This window comes from Rhizobium sp. PP-F2F-G48 (genome assembly GCF_004342335.1).
Classification (GTDB): Bacteria; Pseudomonadota; Alphaproteobacteria; order Rhizobiales; family Rhizobiaceae; genus Ferranicluibacter.
Genome location: NZ_SLVH01000003.1, coordinates 170,251 through 192,016, shown reverse-complemented (window position 1 = coordinate 192,016; position 21,766 = coordinate 170,251). Strand labels below are relative to the sequence as shown.

At 64.7% G+C, this 21,766-nt stretch carries 17 protein-coding genes and 1 riboswitch; of the genes, 8 read left to right on the top strand and 9 right to left on the bottom strand.

From position 1 onward, the window contains the following. Positions 1 to 48 precede the first annotated feature (48 nt). Together C8J36_RS08795 and C8J36_RS08790 are read right to left on the bottom strand one after the other, a co-directional pair. Positions 49 to 2,451, bottom strand: coding sequence for a bifunctional diguanylate cyclase/phosphodiesterase (locus C8J36_RS08795; protein WP_132534205.1), 2,403 nt, complete (start codon positions 2,449 to 2,451; stop codon positions 49 to 51). After that, positions 2,448 to 3,491: a spermidine/putrescine ABC transporter substrate-binding protein gene (locus tag C8J36_RS08790; RefSeq protein ID WP_132534203.1), complete on the bottom strand. Its 1,044-nt coding sequence runs from the start codon at positions 3,489 to 3,491 to the stop codon at positions 2,448 to 2,450. Before C8J36_RS08790 ends, C8J36_RS08795 begins: the two co-directional genes overlap by 4 nt. 341 nt (positions 3,492 to 3,832) lie before the next feature. Here C8J36_RS08790 and C8J36_RS08785 point away from each other — a divergent pair, with 341 nt between their 5' ends. Both C8J36_RS08785 and ubiA read left to right on the top strand, forming a co-directional pair. Further along, entirely contained in the window at positions 3,833 to 4,261 is a 429-nt protein-coding gene (locus tag C8J36_RS08785) for a CopD family protein (RefSeq protein WP_132534201.1), read from the top strand. A gap of 99 nt (positions 4,262 to 4,360) precedes the next feature. Continuing rightward, entirely contained in the window at positions 4,361 to 5,320 is a 960-nt protein-coding gene (ubiA, locus tag C8J36_RS08780) for a 4-hydroxybenzoate octaprenyltransferase (RefSeq protein ID WP_132534199.1), read from the top strand. 67 nt (positions 5,321 to 5,387) lie between these two features. Here the strand turns inward: ubiA and C8J36_RS24855 are convergent, their stop codons facing one another. Further along, positions 5,388 to 5,549, bottom strand: coding sequence for a hypothetical protein (locus tag C8J36_RS24855; protein WP_165915008.1), 162 nt, complete (start codon positions 5,547 to 5,549; stop codon positions 5,388 to 5,390). Positions 5,550 to 5,710: 161 nt separating this feature from the next. Next, positions 5,711 to 6,277 (bottom strand): DUF6101 family protein, encoded by a 567-nt coding sequence (locus C8J36_RS08775; protein ID WP_082477128.1) that lies wholly within the window; start codon positions 6,275 to 6,277, stop codon positions 5,711 to 5,713. A 323-nt stretch (positions 6,278 to 6,600) separates the two neighbouring features. On the opposite strand from C8J36_RS08775, the gene C8J36_RS08770 reads away from it, so the two are divergent. Next, complete coding sequence (locus C8J36_RS08770; protein ID WP_132534197.1) at positions 6,601 to 9,060, top strand: DUF1217 domain-containing protein; 2,460 nt, start codon at positions 6,601 to 6,603, stop codon at positions 9,058 to 9,060. A 33-nt stretch (positions 9,061 to 9,093) separates the two neighbouring features. Here C8J36_RS08770 and C8J36_RS08765 read toward each other — a convergent pair whose 3' ends face one another. The 3 genes from C8J36_RS08765 to C8J36_RS08755 form a co-directional block, all read right to left on the bottom strand. Continuing rightward, complete coding sequence (locus C8J36_RS08765; RefSeq protein ID WP_207897481.1) at positions 9,094 to 10,539, bottom strand: FAD-binding oxidoreductase; 1,446 nt, start codon at positions 10,537 to 10,539, stop codon at positions 9,094 to 9,096. A gap of 43 nt (positions 10,540 to 10,582) precedes the next feature. Next, the gene (locus C8J36_RS08760; RefSeq protein WP_062594600.1) at positions 10,583 to 11,575 is read right to left on the bottom strand and encodes an L-threonylcarbamoyladenylate synthase; all 993 of its coding nucleotides are present in this window, start codon (positions 11,573 to 11,575) and stop codon (positions 10,583 to 10,585) included. Positions 11,576 to 11,716: 141 nt separating this feature from the next. After that, positions 11,717 to 12,313, bottom strand: a complete 597-nt coding sequence (locus C8J36_RS08755; RefSeq protein WP_132534918.1) for a DUF6656 family protein — start codon at positions 12,311 to 12,313, stop codon at positions 11,717 to 11,719. 323 nt (positions 12,314 to 12,636) lie between these two features. Next, a riboswitch (cobalamin riboswitch) is annotated at positions 12,637 to 12,829 on the top strand. Between the two features lie 166 nt (positions 12,830 to 12,995). Here C8J36_RS08755 and C8J36_RS08750 point away from each other — a divergent pair. Together C8J36_RS08750 and C8J36_RS08745 are read left to right on the top strand one after the other, a co-directional pair. Then, positions 12,996 to 14,240 (top strand): aromatic ring-hydroxylating dioxygenase subunit alpha, encoded by a 1,245-nt coding sequence (locus tag C8J36_RS08750; RefSeq protein WP_062594601.1) that lies wholly within the window; start codon positions 12,996 to 12,998, stop codon positions 14,238 to 14,240. 37 nt (positions 14,241 to 14,277) lie between these two features. Further along, on the top strand, positions 14,278 to 15,408 hold the full coding sequence (locus C8J36_RS08745) for a hybrid-cluster NAD(P)-dependent oxidoreductase (RefSeq protein ID WP_132534195.1): 1,131 nt from the start codon (positions 14,278 to 14,280) through the stop codon (positions 15,406 to 15,408). 68 nt (positions 15,409 to 15,476) lie between these two features. Here the strand turns inward: C8J36_RS08745 and C8J36_RS08740 are convergent, their stop codons facing one another. Next, complete coding sequence (locus C8J36_RS08740) at positions 15,477 to 16,499, bottom strand: GH25 family lysozyme (protein ID WP_245506527.1); 1,023 nt, start codon at positions 16,497 to 16,499, stop codon at positions 15,477 to 15,479. A gap of 293 nt (positions 16,500 to 16,792) precedes the next feature. Between C8J36_RS08740 and C8J36_RS08735 the strand changes: the two genes are divergently transcribed. Beyond that, positions 16,793 to 17,248: a BA14K family protein gene (locus tag C8J36_RS08735; RefSeq protein WP_132534191.1), complete on the top strand. Its 456-nt coding sequence runs from the start codon at positions 16,793 to 16,795 to the stop codon at positions 17,246 to 17,248. Positions 17,249 to 17,358: 110 nt separating this feature from the next. Here C8J36_RS08735 and C8J36_RS08730 read toward each other — a convergent pair whose 3' ends face one another. Continuing rightward, the gene (locus tag C8J36_RS08730; protein WP_132534189.1) at positions 17,359 to 18,351 is read right to left on the bottom strand and encodes a transporter; all 993 of its coding nucleotides are present in this window, start codon (positions 18,349 to 18,351) and stop codon (positions 17,359 to 17,361) included. 235 nt (positions 18,352 to 18,586) lie between these two features. Here C8J36_RS08730 and C8J36_RS08725 point away from each other — a divergent pair, with 235 nt between their 5' ends. After that, positions 18,587 to 20,356: an acyl-CoA dehydrogenase gene (locus C8J36_RS08725; protein WP_132534187.1), complete on the top strand. Its 1,770-nt coding sequence runs from the start codon at positions 18,587 to 18,589 to the stop codon at positions 20,354 to 20,356. Between the two features lie 9 nt (positions 20,357 to 20,365). Beyond that, positions 20,366 to 21,118 (top strand): crotonase/enoyl-CoA hydratase family protein, encoded by a 753-nt coding sequence (locus C8J36_RS08720; RefSeq protein ID WP_132534185.1) that lies wholly within the window; start codon positions 20,366 to 20,368, stop codon positions 21,116 to 21,118. Positions 21,119 to 21,766: the final 648 nt, after the last annotated feature.

Genomic DNA, 21,766 nt, shown 5'->3' with positions numbered 1-21,766 from the left:
GAAAAATGGTTTCTGCACCCGCTCAGGCTTGTCGCGGTGCGTCTGGAACTAGAGGAGACGCAGCGTGCCGCGGGCGCGTGGGACGTAGGTCAGCGGACGCTCGTCCGGCAGCCCCATCCCTGTCTCGCGCACCTGCTGCAGCGCCCAGATGCCGAGCTCGTCCAGCGCCAGCGGCTTGGAGATGAGGTAGCCCTGGAAGTGGTCGCAGCCGGCACGGGTGAGGAAATCGACCTTCTCGACGCTGTCGACGCCCTCGCCGATGACCGACATGCCGCGCGCATGGCAAAGCGCGATCAGCGCCGTCAGGGCGGGGGAGAGGTCTGCCGTCGCCATGGTCTCGACGATCGCCCGGTCGAGCTTGATCGTGTCGGCGGTGTATTCGATGATCTGCTGCACGGAGGTGTAGCCCGCGCCGAAATCGTCGATCGAAATGCGGAAGCCGCGGCTGCGCAGCGCCTCGATGTTGCGATGCAGCTGGTCGCCGAGCTTGACGGCGAAGGTCTCCGTTAGCTCGATCTCGATCCGGTCGGGCGCGATGCCATGCCGGGCGGCTTCGCGGGTAAAATGGTCGCCGATGCTGCGCGAATGCAGCTCGGCCGAGGAGATGTTGATCGCCAGCACCGCCTGCGGCCCGAACATGGCGCAAATCTTGTCGTAATCGGCCATGGCGCGGGAGACCACCCACCAGTCGATCTTGGTGAACTGGCCGGAGCTTTCCGCGATCGGCACGAATTCGTCAGGCGTCACGCGGCCGAGCGTCGGCGAGGTCCAGCGCAGCAGCGCCTCGCAGCCGGTGACGGTGCCCCTCTGGTCCACGATCGGCATATAGACGAGGTGGAACTGTTCGTCCGGATCGAGCACGCGCAGCTCGTCCTGGATCTGGCGCACCCGGTCGCGCTTGTCCTGCAGCGCGCGGGAGAAGCGCGACGAGCGGTTCTTGCCGCTGGTCTTGGCCTGGTACATCGCCGCATCGGCATTGGAGATCAGTTCGGCCACGCTTTCCGCATCCAGCGGGCAGATGGCGACGCCGATGCTGGCGGTGACGGGATGCACCTTGTCCTGCACCTCGAAGCCTTGGGCAAACAGGGAAAGGATCGCGTCGCAGGTCTCGCGGATCGCGCCGGTGCCGGGCTCCGCCTGGATGAGAACGGCGAACTCGTCGCCCGACAGGCGGGCCAGGATAGCGCCCGGCAGCCCGCGACGCGTCATGATCGGTGCGATGGCGTCGCGCACCCGCACCGCGAAAATGCGCAGCAGCGCGTCGCCGACCTCGTGGCCGTACTTGTCGTTGACGAACTTGAAGTGGTCGATGTCGATGAAGAGGAGGGCGGCACTGCCATGGCCATCGACCGCGTGCTGCACGATGCGGCCGGCGAGCATGTTGAAGCGGCTGCGGTTCAGCATGCCCGTCAGCGGGTCCGTCCAGGAGGCCTCCTGCACGCGGCGCAGCGCGCTCGACGACTGGTCGTGCAGCTTCTTGATATTGCCGGTCAACCGGCCGATCTCGCCGTCGCCGCCGACATCGACGATCTGCTCGGTCCTCTCGTCCATTACCGCCGTCACCTGCTGGTCGAGCGCGGCGATCGGATCGGTGATGAAGCGGCGGATCAGCGCGATCATCAGGCCGATGGAAAGAAGGCTCATGCCGATGGTGCCGATCCCCAGCACCAGCTTCAGCTGCCACATCGCGCTCGAGGCATAGGCGTCGGAAATGCGCAGCGTCAGGTGCAATTGCGGGATCAGCTCGACCGAGGCGGAAAGTGCATCCGCATCCGTCTCGGTCAGAGCCTGCGTCGTCAGCAGCGGCTCGGCGCCGTATTCGGCTTTCAGCGATTGCAGCATCGCCAGGAACTGGTCCGGCTGAATGGCGACCTGGACGAGAAGCGCCCGGGTCCGGTTGCTCGGCAGTGCCCGGCTGAAGGTCGTGGGGTCGATATATTCGGAATAGACGAGCAGCGGCCGCTTTTCCCCCGCGCCCCCGTCGAGGAACGTCCAGTTGCGCAGAACCTCGCTCTTTGCCAGCGCCTGCGCCAGCTGCATCTGTGCCGGGCTGACCTCGGCGAACGGATCGTCGCTGTTCTCGAAATAGTAGCCGATCGAGAGGTCCGGCTGCAAAATCGAGAAGGAGACATAGGCGCGCGGATCGTCCGACAGCGACCGGATCGACGCCTGGATGCGCAGAGACAGCGCATTGTTGCGATAGCTGTCGTCCGGCTCGGACACGAACAGGCGAACGGCATTTCCCTCCAGCAGCGAATAGAGAAAGCTGCGGCTCTGGTTCGCGTCGGTGCGGAACAGCGCCTCGGCATGGTCGAGCTGCTGGGAGAGGCGCGCCTTTTCGAGCGACAGCAGCGCCTTGCTCTCGACGACATAGACGAGGCTTGCCGCCAGGAGATATCCGGCGAGAACGATCGGAAAAATCAGGAAGACTGCGCGCTTGCCGAGTGTCACTGGAAGTTGGCCATGGCGCTGATGATCCGGCGTCGGGTCTGGATCGAGGAAACCGAAAGCTCCGTCTGGTACTGGCTTCTCTTGAGGATCGCCTCGGGCGTGTAGATCGCCGGGTCGGCCTTGATCGTATCGGGAATGAGCGCGAGCGCTGCGGTGCTGGACGCGGGCATGCCGAGCGTCTGCGCGTTCAGGGCGGCGCTCTTGGCGGAAAGGATATAGTCGAGCAGCTTCATCGCCTGCGCCTTGCGGGGCGAGGAGGCGGTGACGGCCAGGCAGTCGAGCCAGGAGAGCGTGCCCTCCTGCGGCACGGCATAGCGCCAGACGTCGGCCGTCCCCATCTTCTCGTTCAGCACCTTCTGGTCGCCGCTATAGGCGAGCGCCATGTAGATCTCGCGCCCGTAATCGGGATTGTCGATGGAGGTGATGACGTAGTCGTAGGTCAGAACCGACGGTGCCTGCGCCTTCATCAGTTCGAAGGCCAGCTTCAGCGTCTCGCTGTCATTGGCATTGATCGACTTGCCGAGCAGGATCAGGGGCGCGATGAAAGCCTCGTTGTGATCGTCATACATGGCGATGTGCTTCTTCAGCGCCGGCGCCGGCTGCATCAGGTCCTTCCAGGAGGTGGGCGTCGTCGTGACCTTGTCGGACCGATAGACGATTCCCATCGTGCCCCAGAGGTAGGGCGCCCCGTATCCGCCGCAGCGCGCCGTCCATTGCGTCTTGTAATCTTTCAGCGACGGCACGCTGTCCTCGCCGATCGGCGCGAGGATGCCGCGCTTGCCGAAGAGGGCGCTGCCGTTCTCGCCGACGACGCTGAGGTCGATATTGCTGTTGGGATCGGCGAGGATCTCGTCGCGCGCATCGCCGCTGTCGAAGTAGATCTGCCGCACCGCAATGCCGGTCGAGGCGGTCCAGGCGTCGAGAATGGCCTGATCGATATAGGCCTCCCAGATGAGAAGGTTCAGCGTTTCCGCCCGCGCCAGCGTCGTGCAGCCGAAAAGGCCGAGCAAAAGCGTTGTCGCTGCAAGTCCCTGTCGCATCCGGCGTCCTTTCCATGGTCGTAAGCGATAATAGACGCTAAAGCTTGCCGAAACTTTACGCTGCCACACCCTTCAGCGGGAAAGAGGCAAGCAACGTCAAGTGTTTGCGTCCGCAAGGCAAAGACCATCGCGGCCCTGTCGGGCACCGGGCCGGTCTCGACCGGGTCGGCTGGGCGCCATTGCAAAGGGCGCGACATCGAATGCCTGTTCGACCGCAGCGGTTTTTTCTGTAGAACCTGCGGGACGACAAACGGCCGGGCGCTTGCCTGGACGTGTCGAAACCATCATTCAAGCCGTCGAACCGATCCGGGTCTCGGCGGCGTCAGCGAGGAGACATCGCCTTGAGTTATCTTCTGATCAAATCCCTTCACGTGGCCAGCATGGTCGCCTGGATGGGCGGCATGGTTCTCCTGTCGGCGATCCATCTCTGGCTGGCGCGGGCGCAATGTCCGCGCACCGAGCGCGAGACCGCGGTCATCGCCTCGGTCAAGCGCTGGGACGGGCGCGTCACATCGCCGGCCATGGGTCTGACCTGGCTGTTCGGCATCATCGCCGCCTGGCAGGGCGATTGGTTCTCCGCGCCCTGGCTCCATACCAAGCTGCTGCTGGTCGTCGCCCTCTCGGCGCTGCATGGCATGCTGTCGGGCGCCCTGCGCCGCACCGCGGCCGACCCGAACCGCAGCCCGCCGGCCTATGCCCGCCATGCCGGCGCGATCGTGCTCGTGGTCATGCTGCTCATCGTGCTCCTGGTCATCGTCAAGCCGTTTTGATCGGACCGTTCAAGCCGGCTTGAACGGACCCTTCAAGCCGTTCTGAACGGACGTCGAGGCGGGTTGACCGGGCCGGGGCAAGACGGCAAACAGGAGGGCATGAACACTCTGCCTTCCGACAGCGGCCGCGTCTTCGATGCGCCATCGACCAACTGGGTCTATCGCATCCTGCCGCGCGCGCTCTGGCCCTATGCCCAGCTTGCCCGGTGGGACCGGCCGATCGGCTGGCAGCTTCTGATGTGGCCGTGCTTCTGGTCGGTCGCGCTCGCCGCAAACGCGGCCATGCTTCCGGGAACGGTGGCCGTCGGGCGCCTCTTCTGGCATCTCGTGCTGTTTCTGATCGGATCGATCGCGATGCGCGGGGCGGGATGCACCTATAACGACATCGTCGACGAGACGATCGACGGCGCGGTCGCCCGGACGCGCTCGCGCCCGCTGCCGTCCGGCCGGGTGTCGCGCCGCAATGCGAAGATCTTCATGGCGCTGCAGGCGCTGGTCGGCCTCGTCGTCCTCCTGCAGTTCAATGCCTTTGCCATCGTGCTCGGCATTTTGTCGCTCGGCTTCGTCGCCATCTATCCCTTTGCCAAGCGCTTCACCGACTGGCCGCAATTCTTCCTCGGCATGGCCTTTTCCTGGGGCGCGGTCATGGGCTGGGCGGCGGAATTCGGCCAGCTCTCGGCCGCGCCCGTGGTGCTCTACCTCGCCGCCATCGCCTGGACGATCGGCTACGATACCATCTATGCCTATCAGGACCGGGAGGACGACGCGCTGGTCGGCGTCCGCTCGACCGCGCGCCGCTTCGGCGAACGGCCAAAACCCTGGCTGGTGGCGCTCTACGGCCTCACCGTCGTTTTGCTCGCGCTATCCTTCGCGCTCGCCGGTGCCGGCGCGCTCGCCTATCTCGCGCTCGCGGCCGCCGCCGTCATGCTGGTCTACCAGATCCTCGTCCTCGACATCCACGATGCGGGGCAGTGCCTGACCCTCTTCCGCTTCAACGGCATGGTCGGGCTGATCATCTTCGCAGGCCTCATGGCCGCCTTCCTGGTGCGGCTGATCTAGATCCGCCAGCCGAAGCGGCGTCGCTTCGGCGCGGAGACTGCGGCAAAAACGAACCTTCCGATCGGCCTCAGGCGGCCGGCCAGTCATTGGCCGGATCGGGCACGACCGCGTCTTCGCCATCGTCGCTGTCGACCCGGTTCTGGTCGGCCTCCTTCAGGAGCTCTTCGCGTTCGGCGTCGGTCTTCGGCTTGCTCGGAGCGGTGTCGGGTGTCTGCTTGTCGTCTGTCATCGGAGGATCCTCGTTATCACGACGACCAACAGGAACGAGGACCGGATTGTTCCGAAACGGGAAGGCGGAACGGCCTCTCTCCACAAACAAAAAGCCGGCCGCAGGGAACGGCCGACTTTCTGCACTGGAGAAGGGAAGACCGGAGAACCGGTCGGGAGAGATCAGCTGCGCGCGATGATCTCGGATCCGTCGATCTTCATGACCACGCCGAGGCTGCCGGTGGTCCGGCGCATCAGGAAACGCGGACGGCGCTTGGCGTGCAGCGAATGGCGACGACGCGGCACGATCGCATGGGTCTTCACCTCGCCGAGATGATTGTCGAGCGGCCGGGCAACCCCGTCGGCTTCCACCATCAGCATGGGAATGCGATAGGCTTCCGACCAGGCGCGCCAGTCGGCGGCGATATCGGAAAGGTCGTGGGCAACGAGCAGGGGAACGCACAGGTCCGGATCGTCATGGTGCAGTTCGAGCGTGACCGTGACGTCGCCGTCGCCATGATCGATGGCGCGGGCGGCAACGCCCTTGAAGGCCCGCGCCGGCAGCGCGATGGAGAGCGGCAGGCCGCTCGACGGCAGAACCTTGCGCATGACGGCGCCGCGTTCGTCGAGGCTGATCGTCACATTGCTCCGTGTGCCCGGCAGTGCATAGCTTGCATGTTGCGGGAAACGCTTCGGGTCGAGCCGCAGTGCAGTGTCGACCCAGGCAGGTTGAGAAACGGTTTTCAGCATGGTCATTTCGCCCTTGTTTTACCGATGAGAGCCGGTTTCCGGTCTTTTCTCAGTGAGACGTTTTCGTCTTCTATGACCTCAACATAGGCGGCGGCTGTTTGAGAGCGCTTAAAATTCGCGGTTAAAAAACTTTGCATTCTCCGATGGTTAGCAAAAGTCGAGCCTTTACGGTTTAAAAGACGTCAACGCGGTCCCGCGCATTTTCCGAAAAAAAGCCTCGCGCAAGCAGCAGACGTCATGGTGGCGCGACATGGCCGCAGCGTGCCGGGGCGTGCCTTGCGGCGCGCGCTGCGCCTGCGGATTCGGCAGCGACAGGGCGGCAGATGGCATCGACCTATCTCGACTATAATCTCATCGTTCGGGACATGCGGGAGAGCATCAACCGCGTCTCCCAGCAGAAGGTCGTCGAGCGCGATACCCAGTATTACAAGGACAACATCGGCAAGGTCACGACGGTCGAGGCCTTCCTCGACGACTACCGTCTCTATTCCTATGCCATGAAGGCGCATGGCCTCGAGGACATGACCTACGCCAAGGCCTTCATGAAGAAGGTGCTGGAAAGCGACCTCACCGACGAGAAGAGCTACGCCAACCAGCTATCGGACGATCGCTATCGCAATTTCGCGATGGCCTTCAGCTTCGACAAGTCCGCAACCGTGGCACAGACCACCGCGCAGGAAGATGCGGTGATCGGTCTCTACAACACCAACATCGCCAATGCCGACAGCGCGATGAACACCGAGGTGAACTATTTCGACGCAATGACCAAGGACGGCAATATCAAGACGGTCGACCAGTTCCTCCAGAACGACCGGCTGCGCGATTATGCCTTCCCGCTCTTCAACCTCAATCCGGACAGTTACAATTTCACGCAGGTCCGCGATGCCCTGACGAGCGATCTCAATGACCCCGCAAGCTATATCAACACGCTGCAGCAGAGCGCGGGAAGTTCTCTCACCGGTCGCGGTGCCGAGATCGAGGCACTGGTCGCGAAATACGACGAGCGTTCCTCGGCCGCAGCACAGATCACGTCTCTGACCGCGAGCCTGTCGCAGCCCGGCGCCGACCAGCCGGCCATCCAGGCAAGGATCAGCGAGCAGCAGGCAATCTACGACGCTCGCAATGCCGAACTCCCGCCGGAATCGCAGACAGCCGCCAATGTGTCGGCGCTGTCGAGCGAATATGCGCAGCTGGACTACACAGCCTCGCTTGCCACCAATCTGAAGGCGATGGCGACGGCCTTCAAATTCAACACCGACGGCACGGCGCCGGCCTCGGGTCCGCTCGTCGGCGACAGCGACAAGGCGTCGATGCGCGAGCTCCATTTTGCCTCCGCGCCGCGTCTGACCGGCACCGGGGCGCTGATCAACAAGGATTACTTCGAGGCGCACGTCAACGATTTCGCGACCGCGACCGACCTGCTCGCCGACAGCCGCATGCGCGCCTTCATCGTCACGGCCTACGGCATCCCGCGCGCGACGTCTTCCACGGTGCTCAAGGCCATCATCACCAGCGATCTCAACGATCCCGCAAGCTATGCCAACACGACCGGCGCCGAAAACAACGCCGCCTACAAGACGCTCGCCGCCGGCTTCAACTTCCTGCCGGATGGAACGCTGGCCTCAGGCGAGACGGCCCAGACCGCGTCCCAGACGGCGGAAGCTTCGTCAAACTACATGAACCGCTACAACGACGTGGCGGATGCGGCCGACGAAACCCTGATCTCGTCCTACAAGGCGCTGATCGGCAAGGTCGACACGGTCGATACATTCCTGTCCAATCCGCAGGCGCTGAAGCTCGCGCTCTCGGCCTTCGGCGTGGAGAACGAGGGCAAGACCGTGCGCGAACTGCGCCTGATCCTGACCAGCGACGTCAACGACCCGAAGAGCTACGTGAATTCGCTGAAGGACGACCGCTACGTCAAGCTGACCAATGCCTTCAACTTCAAGACCGACGGCAAGATCGGCGCGCCGAAGCTCGCGCAGTCGCAATCGGAAATCCTGCAGATCTCCAAGGCCTATGTGCTGACCAAGAGCCAGTTCGGCACCGAGAAGGACAAGACGGACGCCACGACCGAGGCGAAATATTATGCCGCCGAGATGGAGAAGATCGGTACGCTCGAGGATCTCCTGAAGAACACGCGCATGACGGATTTCATCCTGGTCGCCACCGGCATCGATCCGAAAACCGTGCCGAAGGACTATCTGAAGACGGTCTTCACCTCCGATCTCTCCGACCCGGAGAGCCTGATCAACACGGAGGCCGACCCGCGCTACCGCGAACTCGTCGCCTCCTTCAATTTCGATGCGACCGGCAAGACGGTGCGTCCGCAGGAAAACCAGATCCAGACCCGCCGCGGGCTTCTGGAAACGGAGGACCTCTATTTCAACCAGACGCTGGAAGAGCAGACGGGCGCGGACAATGAAGGCGTGCGCCTCGCGCTCTATTTCCGCCGCATGGCCTCCGGCATCGGCTCCGTCTACGATATCCTCGCCGATACCCCGCTGATGCAGGTGGTGCGCACCACCTTCAGCATTCCGGAGGAGATGAGCAGCGCCGATGTCGACGTTCAGGCCGACTACATCAAGCGCGTTCTCGACGTGAAGGATCTTCACGATCCGGAAAAGCTCGAAAAGCTGATGAAGCGGTTTACCGCGCTCTACGATCTGGAAAACGACACGGACACCTCTCCGGCGCTGGCGATCTTCAATTCCTCGGCCGGGAGTGCGGGGATCAGCGGCGACTCGCTGCTCGCCATCGCGCAATTGCGCCGGGGCGGCTGACGCGCCGTCTTCAGGCTGAGCGAGGCAATCGCCTCAGGGTCTGATCTGCAGCACCTTGCCGGGGTTCATGATGCCGGCGGGGTCGAAGGCATGCTTGATCCGCTGCATCAGCTCGATCTCGATGCCGTGCCTGACCTCCGCCAGCTCGTCGCGCTTCAGCTGGCCGATGCCGTGCTCGGCGGAAATCGAGCCGGAATGCGCGAGCACGATGCCATGCACGATGGCGTTCATCTCCCGCCAGCGCCCGAGGAATGCCTGCTTGTCCGCGCCGACCGGCTGGGAGATGTTGTAGTGGATATTGCCGTCGCCCATATGGCCGAAGGAGCAGATCCGCGCGCCGGGGATCGCCGCCATCACCGCGGCGTCGGCCTCGGCCATGAAAGCGGGGATGCTGGCGATCGGCACCGACACGTCATGCTTGATCGAGCCGCCCTCGGGACGCTGGGCGAGCGACAGGCTTTCGCGCATGTGCCAGAGCGCCTTGCGCTGCGCCTCGCTGGAGGCGACGATCGCGTCGTCCGCAAGACCGTCCTCAAGCGCCCCCGATAACAACGTTTCCATGGTCCGCTGCGCGCTCTCGGCGCTGTCGGCGCTCGAGATATCGATCAGCACGTACCAGGGATGGACCGTCGCCATCGGATCGGTGACGCCCGGAATGTTGCGCATCGAAAACGCGATGCCGATGCGCGGCATCAGCTCGAATCCGGTCAGCGTCTGCCCGCAGAGCGTGGACGCCCGCTCGAACAGCGCCAGCGCAGCCTCGACGGTGCGCAGGCCCACAAGCGCCACTTCGTGCCCGAGCGGCTTTGGAAATAGCCGCAGCACCGCCCCGGTGATGACGCCGAGCGTGCCTTCCGCGCCGATGAACAGGTCGCGCAGGTCGTAGCCCGTATTGTCCTTCTTCAAGCGGCGCAGCCCGTCCCAGATCTCCCCGGTCGGCAGCACCACCTCCAGCCCGAGGCAGAGCTGGCGCATGTTGCCATAGGCCAGCACGGCCGTTCCCCCGGCATTGGTCGAGAGATTGCCGCCGATCCGGCAGGAGCCCTCCGAGCCGAGCGACAGCGGAAACAGCCGGTCCACCCGGTCGGCCGCCGCCTGGATGTCCGCGAGAATGCAGCCGGCATCCGCCACGATCACATTGCCGACCGGATCGACGTCGCGGATGCGGTTCATCCGCTCCAGCGACAGCAGCATGTCGGCCGCACCGGTGCGGGGGATCTGCCCGGCGACATGGCCGGTATTGCCCGCCTGCGGCACGATGGCGACGCCGGTTTCGCTGGCAAGCGTCAGGATCGCCGAAACCTCCGCCACGCTGCCGGGCTTCAGCACCGCCGGCGTCGTGCCGCGATAGAGCCCGCGCGTCTCCACGAGATAGCGATCCTCGACATCGGCGCCCACCTCGGCATGGCCGCCGACGAGATCGACGAAGCGCTGGACGAGGTCGGGCGAGGGAACGGTGTTCGTCAGGTCGTTCGTCATGTCGGGCGCTTTCATTGTGTCCGTTTCGGTCGCGGTCTCGGTCTCAGCGGGGCGCTGCCGCCCGTTCCAGCCGGTCGCGAATCGCCTCGCCGAGGCCGTCCGCGGGCATGGCGGAAAAGGCGATCGTCCGGGCACCGGTCGCGTCCGCCTGCTTCATATAGGAAAAGAGATGGGCGGCGGCTTCCCTGAGGCTTCCCGACGGGCTGAGGTCGAGCACGAGCGCGGCCCTGTCTTCGCCCGGAAGCGCCCTGCCGCCGAAGCGGATCAGGGCCTCGCCCGGCCGCACCTCGGTCGCGTCCAGCCGAACCGAGGCTGCGGGCGCATAATGCGAGGCGAGCATGCCGGGCGCTTCCAGGGCGGCCCCTGCCGCCGTCATCGCTGCCCCCGCCGCCGCCGGCCGCAGCAGCCGCTGCCCGGCCACGGCCTCGATCTCGTCGGCCTCGAGCCCGCCGGGCCGCAACAGGCGAAGCTGCCCGTTCTCCATCTTGACGATGGTCGATTCGAGCCCGATGCCCGCCGGCCCGGCGTCGAGGATGAGGTCGATGGCACCGCCGAGATCGTCGGCCACATGTGCGGCCGTCGTCGGGCTGATGCGCCCCGACGTGTTGGCGCTCGGCGCCGCCAGTGGCTGGCCGAAGGCTGCGATGACCTCGCGCGCAAAGCCGGCCGGCATGCGCAGCCCCAGCGTATCGAGCCCGGCCGTCGCCAGCGCATGCACGGCACTGCCGGGCGCCCGCGCGACGACCAGCGTCAGCGGTCCCGGCCAGAAGGCCTCGGCCAGCCGGCGGGAGACGGGATCGAACGCGCCATGGCGCTCGGCCATCGCCATGTCGGACACGTGGGAAATCAGCGGGTTGAAGCGCGGGCGACCCTTGACCTCGTAGATCGAGGCGATCGCATCGGCCCGCGTCGCATCGGCCGCAAGCCCGTAGACGGTCTCGGTCGGCAGGGCGATCGGCCGGCCTTGGCCGAGCACCGCCACCGCGCGGTCCAGCGCCCGCGCCGGGTCCAGGGTCGTGTCGATGATCTCTGCCATGCCGCTTTCACGCTTCCGTCCGATGAGGGGGACGTCTTAAAGCATGTCGCGCAAACTGTGCAGCGCTTTTGCGGAAACGACAGGCGAAAAAGCGCAAGGGCGAAAAAGCGCAAAGCCGAAAAGGCGGAAAGACGTCGAACCTCAGAGCGCGCGGATGATCGTCCGCAGCGCGTCGTTGCGGGCACCCAGCATCAGCACGTTCTTCAGCGCCGTCTTCGGGTCCTGCGTGCGGAAGAGAAGGCCGCCATCGCGGACGGTCCGGTTGATCACCAGCTTGCCCTGCTCGCGGTCGAGGTCCATCGCGACGGCGAAGTACATGCGTGAATATCCCCGGCGGACGTCGTCGAAGAAATGCTCGTCCTTGCCGATCTCGCAGAAGAAATTGGCCATGTAGAACGACCAGCGGACATCGTCATAGTCCGCGAACTTGGACCGCGCCGCCGTTACGTGGCAGTAGCCGAGGTGCGGGCTGTCGTCGAGCGTGCGGTGGAAGATCATCTTGGGAAAGCGGATGGAGGCGTGGAAGCCGTTGATGCGGTCGTAGGCGAGCGTGCCGGCGGTTTCCAGCTTGCGCCCCGTGCGTTCGGCCACCTGCTGGTGCGTCAGGTAGCGCTTGGCCGTGCGCGCCTCCGTCGTCCCGCGATTGATGCGCCCGGTGCGAAGGTAATCGGTGTAGATGCCCCCGCGCTGGTCCGCGGGCGGCGTCTTGGTATCATCGAAGTAGCGCAGTTTGGCCATGGTCTGGTCCAGCATCGGTGATCTTCCTTTTCATCGCTTTTACGGTCCCGCCATGGCGCGAGGCTTGCGTGATCGCTGATATGCCGTCTTGGGGGCGGCACGGGTCCGGAATGTCACGCCTGAACCCGTTCATGTCGCAAACGGGCATCCAGCGCGCTGCCTGCCGAACGACCGGACAATCGACATCTGGCGGGTTTTCGCGCATCGCCTTGTTTATCTTCACGGATCGGCTTTCAAAGACCTGGAAAAAGCCGGCGATTGCGCGTGTCGTCTTTCTCAAATCGCGTGTCGCTTCTTGGCCTCTGAAATCGGGCGACGCGGCGTTAGATAGAGAGGCTCAAGGCGCCGGTTCCCAAAGGATCCGGACAATCTGGGAAGCCGGTCGAAACCCGGCGCTGCGCCCGCAACGGTGGTGGAGCATGAGCCGGCAGATCCGTCTTGAGGGTGCACCCCTCGGCAGATCGGCACGGCCAAGGCCCCTGAGCCCGGACACCCGTCTTGGTGCCAGTATGACTGTTCTCCTGAGACGGTTTATACTGCGACTGCCCATACTGTGACGATCGATGATGTGGAATGTCTTGGTGCGGCGGGGTCTTGAGGGTCGAGCACGAAAAGCTCGCCCGAGCGGACCAGCCCTGAATACGGCCCCGCCGCGGGGTCCGTCGTTTAAAGGAACGGGAAGATGGATTTTCGCAGCGAAGTGCTCCGCACGCTCCGGAACCGGCGCGAGACCCACAGCCTCGAGCAGGCGTTTTATACGGATCCCGATCTCTACAAGATCGATCTGGAAGAGATCTGGTACAAGGACTGGCTCTTCATCGGCCATGACTGCGAGATCCCCAAGGCCGGCAACTATTTCACCGTTCAGGTCGGCGATTACCCCGTCGTCGTCACCCGCGACCGCCAGGGCGCGATCCATGCGCTGCACAATGCCTGCCGCCACCGCGGCTCGCGCGTCTGCACGCAGGCCAAGGGCGCCTCGGCCAAGCTCGTCTGTCCCTATCACAACTGGACCTATGAGCTGGACGGCAAGCTGATGTTCGCCCGCCAGATGGGCGAGGATTTCGACAAGTCGGCCCACGGCCTGAAGCCGGTCGCCTGCGAAACCATCGGCGGCTACATCTTCATCAGCCTGGCCGCCGAGCCGCTGGACTTTGCGCCCGTGCGCGACATGGTCACCTCCTACATCGCGCCGCACAATCTCAAGGACACGAAGGTCGCATTCGAAAGCACGATCGTGGAAAAGGGCAACTGGAAGCTCGTCTGGGAAAACAACCGCGAGTGCTACCACTGCGCCAGCAATCACCCGGAGCTTTGCCGCACCTATCCGGAAGCCCCCTCGGCCACCGGCGTGCAGGGCGCCAAGGACGATCCGGTCATTTCCGAGCACTGGAGCCGCTGCGAAGCCTCCGGCCTGCCGAGCGAATTCCGCATCGATCCGACCGGCCAGTTCCGCGTCGCCCGCATGCCGCTCATCGAGGATGCCGAGAGCTACACCATGTCCGGCGCCCGCGCCGTCAAGCGCCGCCTCTCCGACGACGTCACCCAGAGCCATATCGGCACGCTTTTGATGTTCCATTATCCGAGCACCTGGAACCACGTGCTGGCCGACCACGCCATTACGTTCCGCGTGCTGCCGCTCGGGCCGGAGCTGACGCAGGTCACCACCAAATGGCTGGTGCACAAGGATGCGGTCGAAGGCGTCGACTACAATCTCGAAGAACTGACGCATGTCTGGACCGAGACCAACGACCAGGATCGCCGGATCGTCGAGGAAAACGCCTTCGGCATCCGCTCGCCGGCCTATGAGCCGGGCCCGTACTCGCCCGAGCACGAAGGCGGCGTCATGCAGTTCGTCGAATGGTACACCCAGTTCATGCAGAACCGCCTGAACGGCGTCCACGCGCCGCTCGTGCGCGTGGCCTGAGATGAGCGACAAGCAGGGTCAAGCGACGGGGACGAGCATGGATCAGGGCAGGACCTCCGCATCGCCATTCCGCCATTTCGACGAGCTTCAGCCCTGGAACGACCGCCAGCACCTGCTCGAATGCATCGCCGTGACGACGGAAGCGCCGGATGTCATGACCTTCGTGTTCAAGTCCGATCGCGATGGCTGGTTCCGCTATCTGCCGGGCCAGTTCGTCACGCTCGAAATCCCGGTGACGGCGGACGATCCGGTGATGCGGACCTATACGCTGTCCTCGACCCCGTCGCGCCCGTTCTCGATCGCCGTCACCGTCAAGGCACAGGCGACCTCGATCGGCACGCGCTGGATGTTCGAAAACCTGCGCCCGGGCATGACGCTGAAAGCCTTCGGCCCGCTCGGCGATTTCTCCTTCGTGCGCTATCCCGGCGAAAAATACCTCTTCGTCTCGGCCGGCTCCGGCATCACGCCGATGATGTCGATGACGCGCTGGTTTTCCGATTGCGCGCCGCAGACCGACGTCGCGTTCATCTCCTGCGCCCGCCGCCCGGACGATCTGCTCTTCCGGCGCGAACTGGAAACGCTCAGCCCCGGCATGCCGAACCTGTCGCTCGGCTTCGTCGTGGAAGGCCACGAGCCCCGCCATGGCTGGCACGGCCTGCGCGGCCGCATCGATGCGGCCAAGGTGGCGCTGCTCGCGCCCGATTTCCTGAGCCGCACCGTGTTCTGCTGCGGCCCGGAGCCGTTCATGCGCGGCGTGCGCGAGATGCTGCAGGCGTCCGGCTTCGACATGGCGCGCTATCACGAGGAAAGCTTCCAGCCCGCCGCGGCACCCAATGTCGATGAACTCGCCGTTCGCGCCGGTGCGGGCGAGGGGGCCGGCGAGACGGACGGCGACCAGCCGGTCGTCGCGCCCATCGTGACCTTCACCATGGCCGGCAAGGAAGCCAAATGCGTTCCCGGCCAGACGGTGCTCCAGACCGCCCGCGCCGCCGGCGTTCGCATCGGTGCCGCCTGCGAAGGCGGCCTCTGCGGCACCTGCCGCGTCATGAAGATTTCCGGCGAGGTGGAGATGAACCACAATGGCGGCATTCTCGATGAGGAAGTCGAGGAAGGCTATATCCTCGCCTGCTGCTCCCGCCCCCTGACGGACGTGCAGATCGAGGCTTGAGGGGCCGGACAGGGGCAGGGATAGGGACGGGGCCGAGCCCGCCCATCTGCCAGAGGCCGCAAATGCGCCTATCGCGAGGCGATCCGCGGGCCGCGCGTGGCGATCGAGGAGGTCGTCATGCCGTCCACGCCCAGCTCTGCCTGGCCAAGCGTTGCCTGGCTGAGCGCTGGCTGGCCAAGCGCTGCCTGCGTGCCGATGCAGACGGGGCGTGCGCCGTTGGCGGCAACCAGCGTCACCACGGGCGGGTCGAGCGTCGGTATGGCGGGCACCGGCTGAGCTGGTGCAGGGTCCGAAGGCAAAGGTTTCTCCGGCAGCAGCGCGCCCTTGGCCCATTCCACCTTCAGCCGTGCCGCATCCATCGGGGCGACGTTGACGTCGATGTCCGGCAGGGTTCCGCCGATGCGATAGGGGCAGCGGCGCTTGTTGCAATTGGCGCCGGAGGAGAACTGCCACAGCGCGTAGCTGTCCCAGTTGCCCATCGGAAAGACATCGCGAATGCCCGGCTTGTAGCGCGCATACCAGAGCGGCAGGCGCGAGAGGATCGGGTAGAGCGCCCGGTTTTCGGCGATATGGCGGGCGGTCGTGTGGTTGGTGTAGAGCATCGGATAGCGCCCGGTGCGGGTCTTGATGTGCTGCGCGAAGATCTCGCCGTCGGCGAGCGACATGAAGTTTTCCGGATCGATGCCCTCGATGTCGAGCACCATCAGCTCGTCGGCCGCGGGCTCGGCATAGTCGAGAAAGTGGTTGGCCTGCTCGATCGGGTTGCCCGGCCGCGCCAGATGATAGGCGCCCCAGAGCAAGCCGCTCGCTCGCGCCACCATGCGGCGGGTCTGATAGAGCTCCCGGCTGACCGCATACTTCCGCCACATCGTCTTGCAGTGCGCAAAACTGTCGCCCTTGTGGTCGCCTGTGCAGGAAAAACTCTCCGGCATTCCGTCCGAGGCCTTGGAAACGAAGCCGGCGATGCGCTTGTTCTTCAGCATCTCCTGCCAGTCGACGATGTTGAGCTCGTAGGCGTCGATAACCAGCGCCGGTTCCGGCTTCTTCCACGGTTCCTGATCGACCGCGCGCGCCGTCTGCGGCAGAAACAGGCTGCCGAGCGAGAAAGCGAGGCCCGCGACGAGAGCGACGAGGGGCCTGACGACCACGCCGATGGGCCCTCCTGGCGAAGGCTGTAACGCGCCGGCAATGATTCTGGCGGTGGTGGACATGGGCGCAATGCTGCGCTCACATGGTTAACGCGCCGTTAACCCGCGCAAAATGGCGCGCGCCGCGTGCCGGCCGGGGGAACCAACAGGTCCGTCGCCCGTTGTCAGACCAGCGGATACCGTGCCCCCGCCCGGTCGTTCGATCAGAATTACAATAAAAATTCTCGGAGGAAACAATGGGTCTCTTCAACGCCAAGCTCCTGTCGGCCGCCGGCCTTTCCGCAGCGCTTTTCATCACCTCGTTCGTGCCGGTCCAGGCCATGGTGCCGATCCCGGTCCAGAAGCCGGTCCAGACGGTGAATGCAGCCGAGCCCGTGCAGTACCGCAATCGCGATCGCGAAGACTGGCGCCGCCGCGGCTATCACCGCCGCAACAATGCCTATTACTACAACGGCCACCGCGGTTATCGCGAACGCCGTCGTGGCTACCGCGAATATAACGGCATGTGGTTCCCGCTCGCAGCCTTCGCGACAGGCGCCATCATCGGCGGTGCCGTCAACAATGACCGGCCGGTCCGCGTCGGCGGCAGCCATGTCGCCTGGTGCCAGAACCGCTACCGTTCGTATCGCGCCTACGACAACACCTATCAGCCGAACAACGGCCCGCGCCGCCAGTGCAACTCGCCCTATTGATCTGCTGAGTTGATATATGATTGACGAAAAGGCACCGGTTGACCGGTGCCTTTTCGCATTGGGGCATCACGGTGGGGCATCACGGTGGGGCGTCGCAGTTCAGCGAGGTCTCAGAGAATGCCGATGCGCTTCAGGATCGTCCAGGCGAACGCCATGGACATGACGATGAAGACGCCGGCAAACAGCGTGCCATGGATGCCGCCGGAGAGCGGCAGGTCGCTGGTGTTCATGCCGAAAAAGCCGGTGACGAGCGTCGGCGGCAGCAAAAAGGCCGTCATCAGCGACAGGATGTAGAGATGGCGATTGGTCTCCGAGGAGAGCTTGCTGTCGATCTCCTCATGCAGCAGCCGCGCCCGCTCCTGCAGCGCGAACACGTCGCGGTCCACCGTCTCCAACCTGTCGGTCAGGCGTTCGGCAACATCGATGAAACCGGTGGGAACCTCGTCGTCGTCGGATGCCGCCGCACGGCGCAGAAGCGCAAGCAGCGTGCGCAGATGCCGGTGCAGCCGCACGGCGGTTCGCCGCAGCGGCGCCAGCCGCGGCTGGTCGTTGTGCCCGGCCTCGCCATAGACCTCGTCCTCGATGACGTTCAGCTCTTCCGTCAGCTCGAGCACAAGGCCGATCAGCGTGCGCTGGAACTCGATCACCATCATCTCGAACAGGTCGATCGGACGCAGGCAGCGCGGATTCTTCTCGATCGCTGTCTTGACCCGGTCGATGCTGCGCAAGGGGTGCAGCCGCGTCGTCACGATCACCTTGTCCGTGACGACGAAATGCAGCCAGCCGATCGTCTTCGTCATCTCGTCGAACGTACGTTCGAAATCGACCAGCGTGCCGTGCACCATGGCCTCGTCGGTGGTGATCGCGGCCTGCGTGTCGTGGCTCGACAGGGTGGCCAGCGCATCCGGCGGCAGGTCGCAGATCTTCTGGATCAGCGCCGGCGTGCGCGCATCGCTCAGCGCCAGGTGCAGCCAGAGCCAACCATCGCCCTCGCTCAAGGCCGCAAGCGGCGCATCGGCGGAAATGCGCTCGCCACGGCTCTGGCCCGGAGGAAAGCGATAGGCCCAGACGAGGCCGGGAATTTCAGGCGAAACAAGGTTCATGACGGAATATCCGGCGGCCGGGATCGTGCTGTATCGATCTTCTATGACAGTTTCGTTGCAAGGCAAGACTTCGTTTCGAGGCCCAGATTTTGGTTGCGAGGCCAGACGCCGTTGCAAGGGCGAACGGCGCCCACGTAGCGGTCGGAGATCGGCAGTTGACGTTTACGTCAAAATCAATAATTTAAGCGACGGCGCGGGAAAGACGGATGGGCGCCGCCAAAGGCAGGAGGACCTCATGTACACATCGCCCGTGGACGACATTCTGTTCACGCTCAAGCATATCGCCGGGCTCGACAACGACGCCTCGGTCGATACCGATATCGTGGATGCCGTGATTTCGGAGGCGGGCCGTTTCTGCGACGCGACGATCGCGCCGGCTGCGGCACGCGGCGACAAGGAGGGCTCCCGGCTTGCCAATGGCGAGGTCCGCTCGCCGTCCGGCTGGCCCGAGATCTACCGCGCCTGGGCGGTGGCCGGCTGGAACGGTCTCGCCGCGCCGATGGATGTCGGCGGGCAGGGCCTGCCGCACCGGCTGCAGATCGCCGCCATGGAAATCTGGAACGGCGGCTCGATGGCCTTCGCGCTCGCGCCGATGCTGACGGGCGGTGCCGCCGAGGCGCTGGCCGCGCACGGTTCGGACGCGCTGAAGGCTCGGTTCCTGCCAAAGATGGTGTCCGGCGCGTGGACCGGCACGATGAACCTTACCGAACCCCATGCCGGCTCGGACCTCTCGACGCTGCGCACGCGGGCCGAACGCCGCGATGACGGCACCTACCGGATTTTCGGTCAGAAGATCTACATCACCTGGGGCGAGCACGACCTCACCGACAACATCGTCCATCTCGTTCTGGCGCGTCTCGCTGACGCGCCCGAGGGTACGCGCGGCATCTCGCTGTTCCTGGTGCCGAAATTTCTCGTCAACGACGATGAGAGCCTCGGCGCGCACAACGATCTCTTCTGCCACTCGATCGAGGAGAAGCTCGGTATTCATGCCTCGCCGACCTGCACCATGATCTATGGCGACGGCCGCTTCGGTGCGGAGGCCGGCGCCGTCGGCTATCTGATCGGCGAGGAAAACCGCGGGCTTGCCTGCATGTTCACCATGATGAACAATGCCCGCCTTGCGGTGGGTGTCCAGGGTGTCGCCATGGCGGAGGCCGCAACGCAGGGCGCGCTCGCCTATGCGCGCGAACGGCGTCAGGGCAAGGCACCCGGTAAAAATGCGGGCGCCGCGACATCGAGCCCGATCATCGACCATCCCGATATCGCCCGCACGCTGCTGACCATGAAGGCGCTGACGCAGGGCGCGCGCGCGATCACCTATCTTTGCGCCGAAGCGGTCGATCGCGCCCACGAGGCGGAGGGCGACGAGAAACGCCACTGGCAGGATCGCGCGGCGCTCCTGACCCCGATCGCCAAATCCTTTCCGACCGATGTCGGTGTCGAGGTTGCCTCGCTCGGCATCCAGGTCCATGGCGGCATGGGGTTCGTCGAGGAGACCGGTGCCGCGCGCCTGTTGCGCGATGCGCGCATCGCCCCGATCTACGAAGGCACCAACGGCATCCAGGCGATCGATCTCGTCACCCGCAAGCTGCCGCTCGGCGACGGTGCCCATGTCCGCGGCCTGATTGCGGACCTGCTCGCCATCGCTAAGACCGTTGCGGGACCGGATGCCGACGCCTGGGGCACGACCGCTTCGCGTCTTGAGGATGCCATCGGCGCCTTGTCCACGGCCACCGAATGGCTCCAGTCCGAAGTCGCGGCCGGCAGGCTGGCCACGGCGCTGGCCGGTGCCACCGCCTATCAACGCCTCTTCGGTCTCGTCCTCTCCGGTGCGCTTCTCGCCAAGGGGGCGGCAAGCGAGGCCGACGATGGGCGACAGGCGCAACGCGTCGCGCTGGCACGCTTCTTTGCCGAAAACCTCATCGGCGAAACCGCGTCCCTTGCCGACGCCATTCTCCACGGCGCAGCCAGCCTCGAGGCTGCGCGCATCGCGCTGAACTGAGATCCCGATATGACCGAAGAGACCATCCTCATCGAAGGCCCGGATGCCGCCATCCGCGTCATTCGCTTCAACCGTCCGCAAAAGAAGAACGCCATCACCGGGGCCATGTATCAGGCGATGACCGCGGCGCTCGCAGCGGCCGAGGCGGACGACGACGTTCGCGTCGTGGTCTTTCTTGGATCGCCCGGCTGTTTTTCCGCCGGCAACGACATGGCGGACTTCGCGCGAATGGCCATAGGCGAAACCCTGGGAACGGAAGTTTTCGGCTTCCTGCACGCTCTGGCGACCGTCACCAAGCCGCTCGTGTCCGGCGTCGACGGTCTCGCGATCGGCATCGGCACGACGCTCAACCTGCATTGCGACCTCACCCTCATCTCGACCCGCACCCAGTTGCGGACGCCCTTCGTGGATCTCGCTCTGGTGCCCGAAGCCGCCTCCAGCCTCATCGTCCCCCGCATCATCGGCCACCAGCGCGCCTTTGCGCTGCTCGCCGCCGGCCTGCCGATCGCAGCCGACGAGGCGGTGGCCGCCGGCCTCGTCTGGAAGGTCGTCGCCCCGGAGGTGCTGGAACAGGAAACCCTTGCCGCCGCCGCCATGCTCGCCGCCAAGCCGCCCCAGGCACTGCGCATCGCCCGTCAACTCCTGCGCGGCGACACCGCGGACATCCTCGCCCGCATCGACATCGAAGCGGAGCATTTCGCCACCCGCCTGAAAAGCACCGAAGCCCAGGCCGCCTTCACGGCCTTCCTCTCCAGGCGCTGACGCGCACCACGCTTTCCACCACGTCTTGCAGCGGAAACCGCATCGTTGTATATTAGCGGAGTGACAGCCGAAGCGCTAACTCCGGCTGTCGTTTCGCTTAGACGAGGAATGTTACCCGCACGTGGAGTTGCCAGCCCGTGCGGGTTTTCCTTATCTCAAGCGTGATGCTCACGGGTAGATATCCCATTCGCCTCACTCCTGTTCGACAGCAAAGCCCTTTGCCGAGGTCGGGGAGGCTCATCATCCCCGACGCGCTGGCTGGCTCAGCGCTTTCTGCTTCTGCCGCGAACGGAGCGAGCGTAGCAGACCGGTCCGGGAATATAAGGATTTTCTTTTTTAAGACCTTCTCGGGAGCGTGTCGCGCTCCCCTGCAGGCGATCAGGCTTGCCTGCAGATGTCGGTTTTGTAGGGCGTTGTCTGTTCCCTTGTCTTGCACACGGCAGACAACGCTGTATATTAGCGGAGTAGCAGCCGGAGCGGTAACTCCGACTGCTGTTTCGCTTAGATAAGCAATATGACCCGCACGCGCATTTGCCAGCCCGTGCGGGTTTTCCTTATCTCAAGCGTGATGCTCACGGGTAGATATCCCATTCGCGTCACTCCTGTTCGACAGCAAAGCCCTTTGCCGAGGTCGGGGAGGCTCATCGT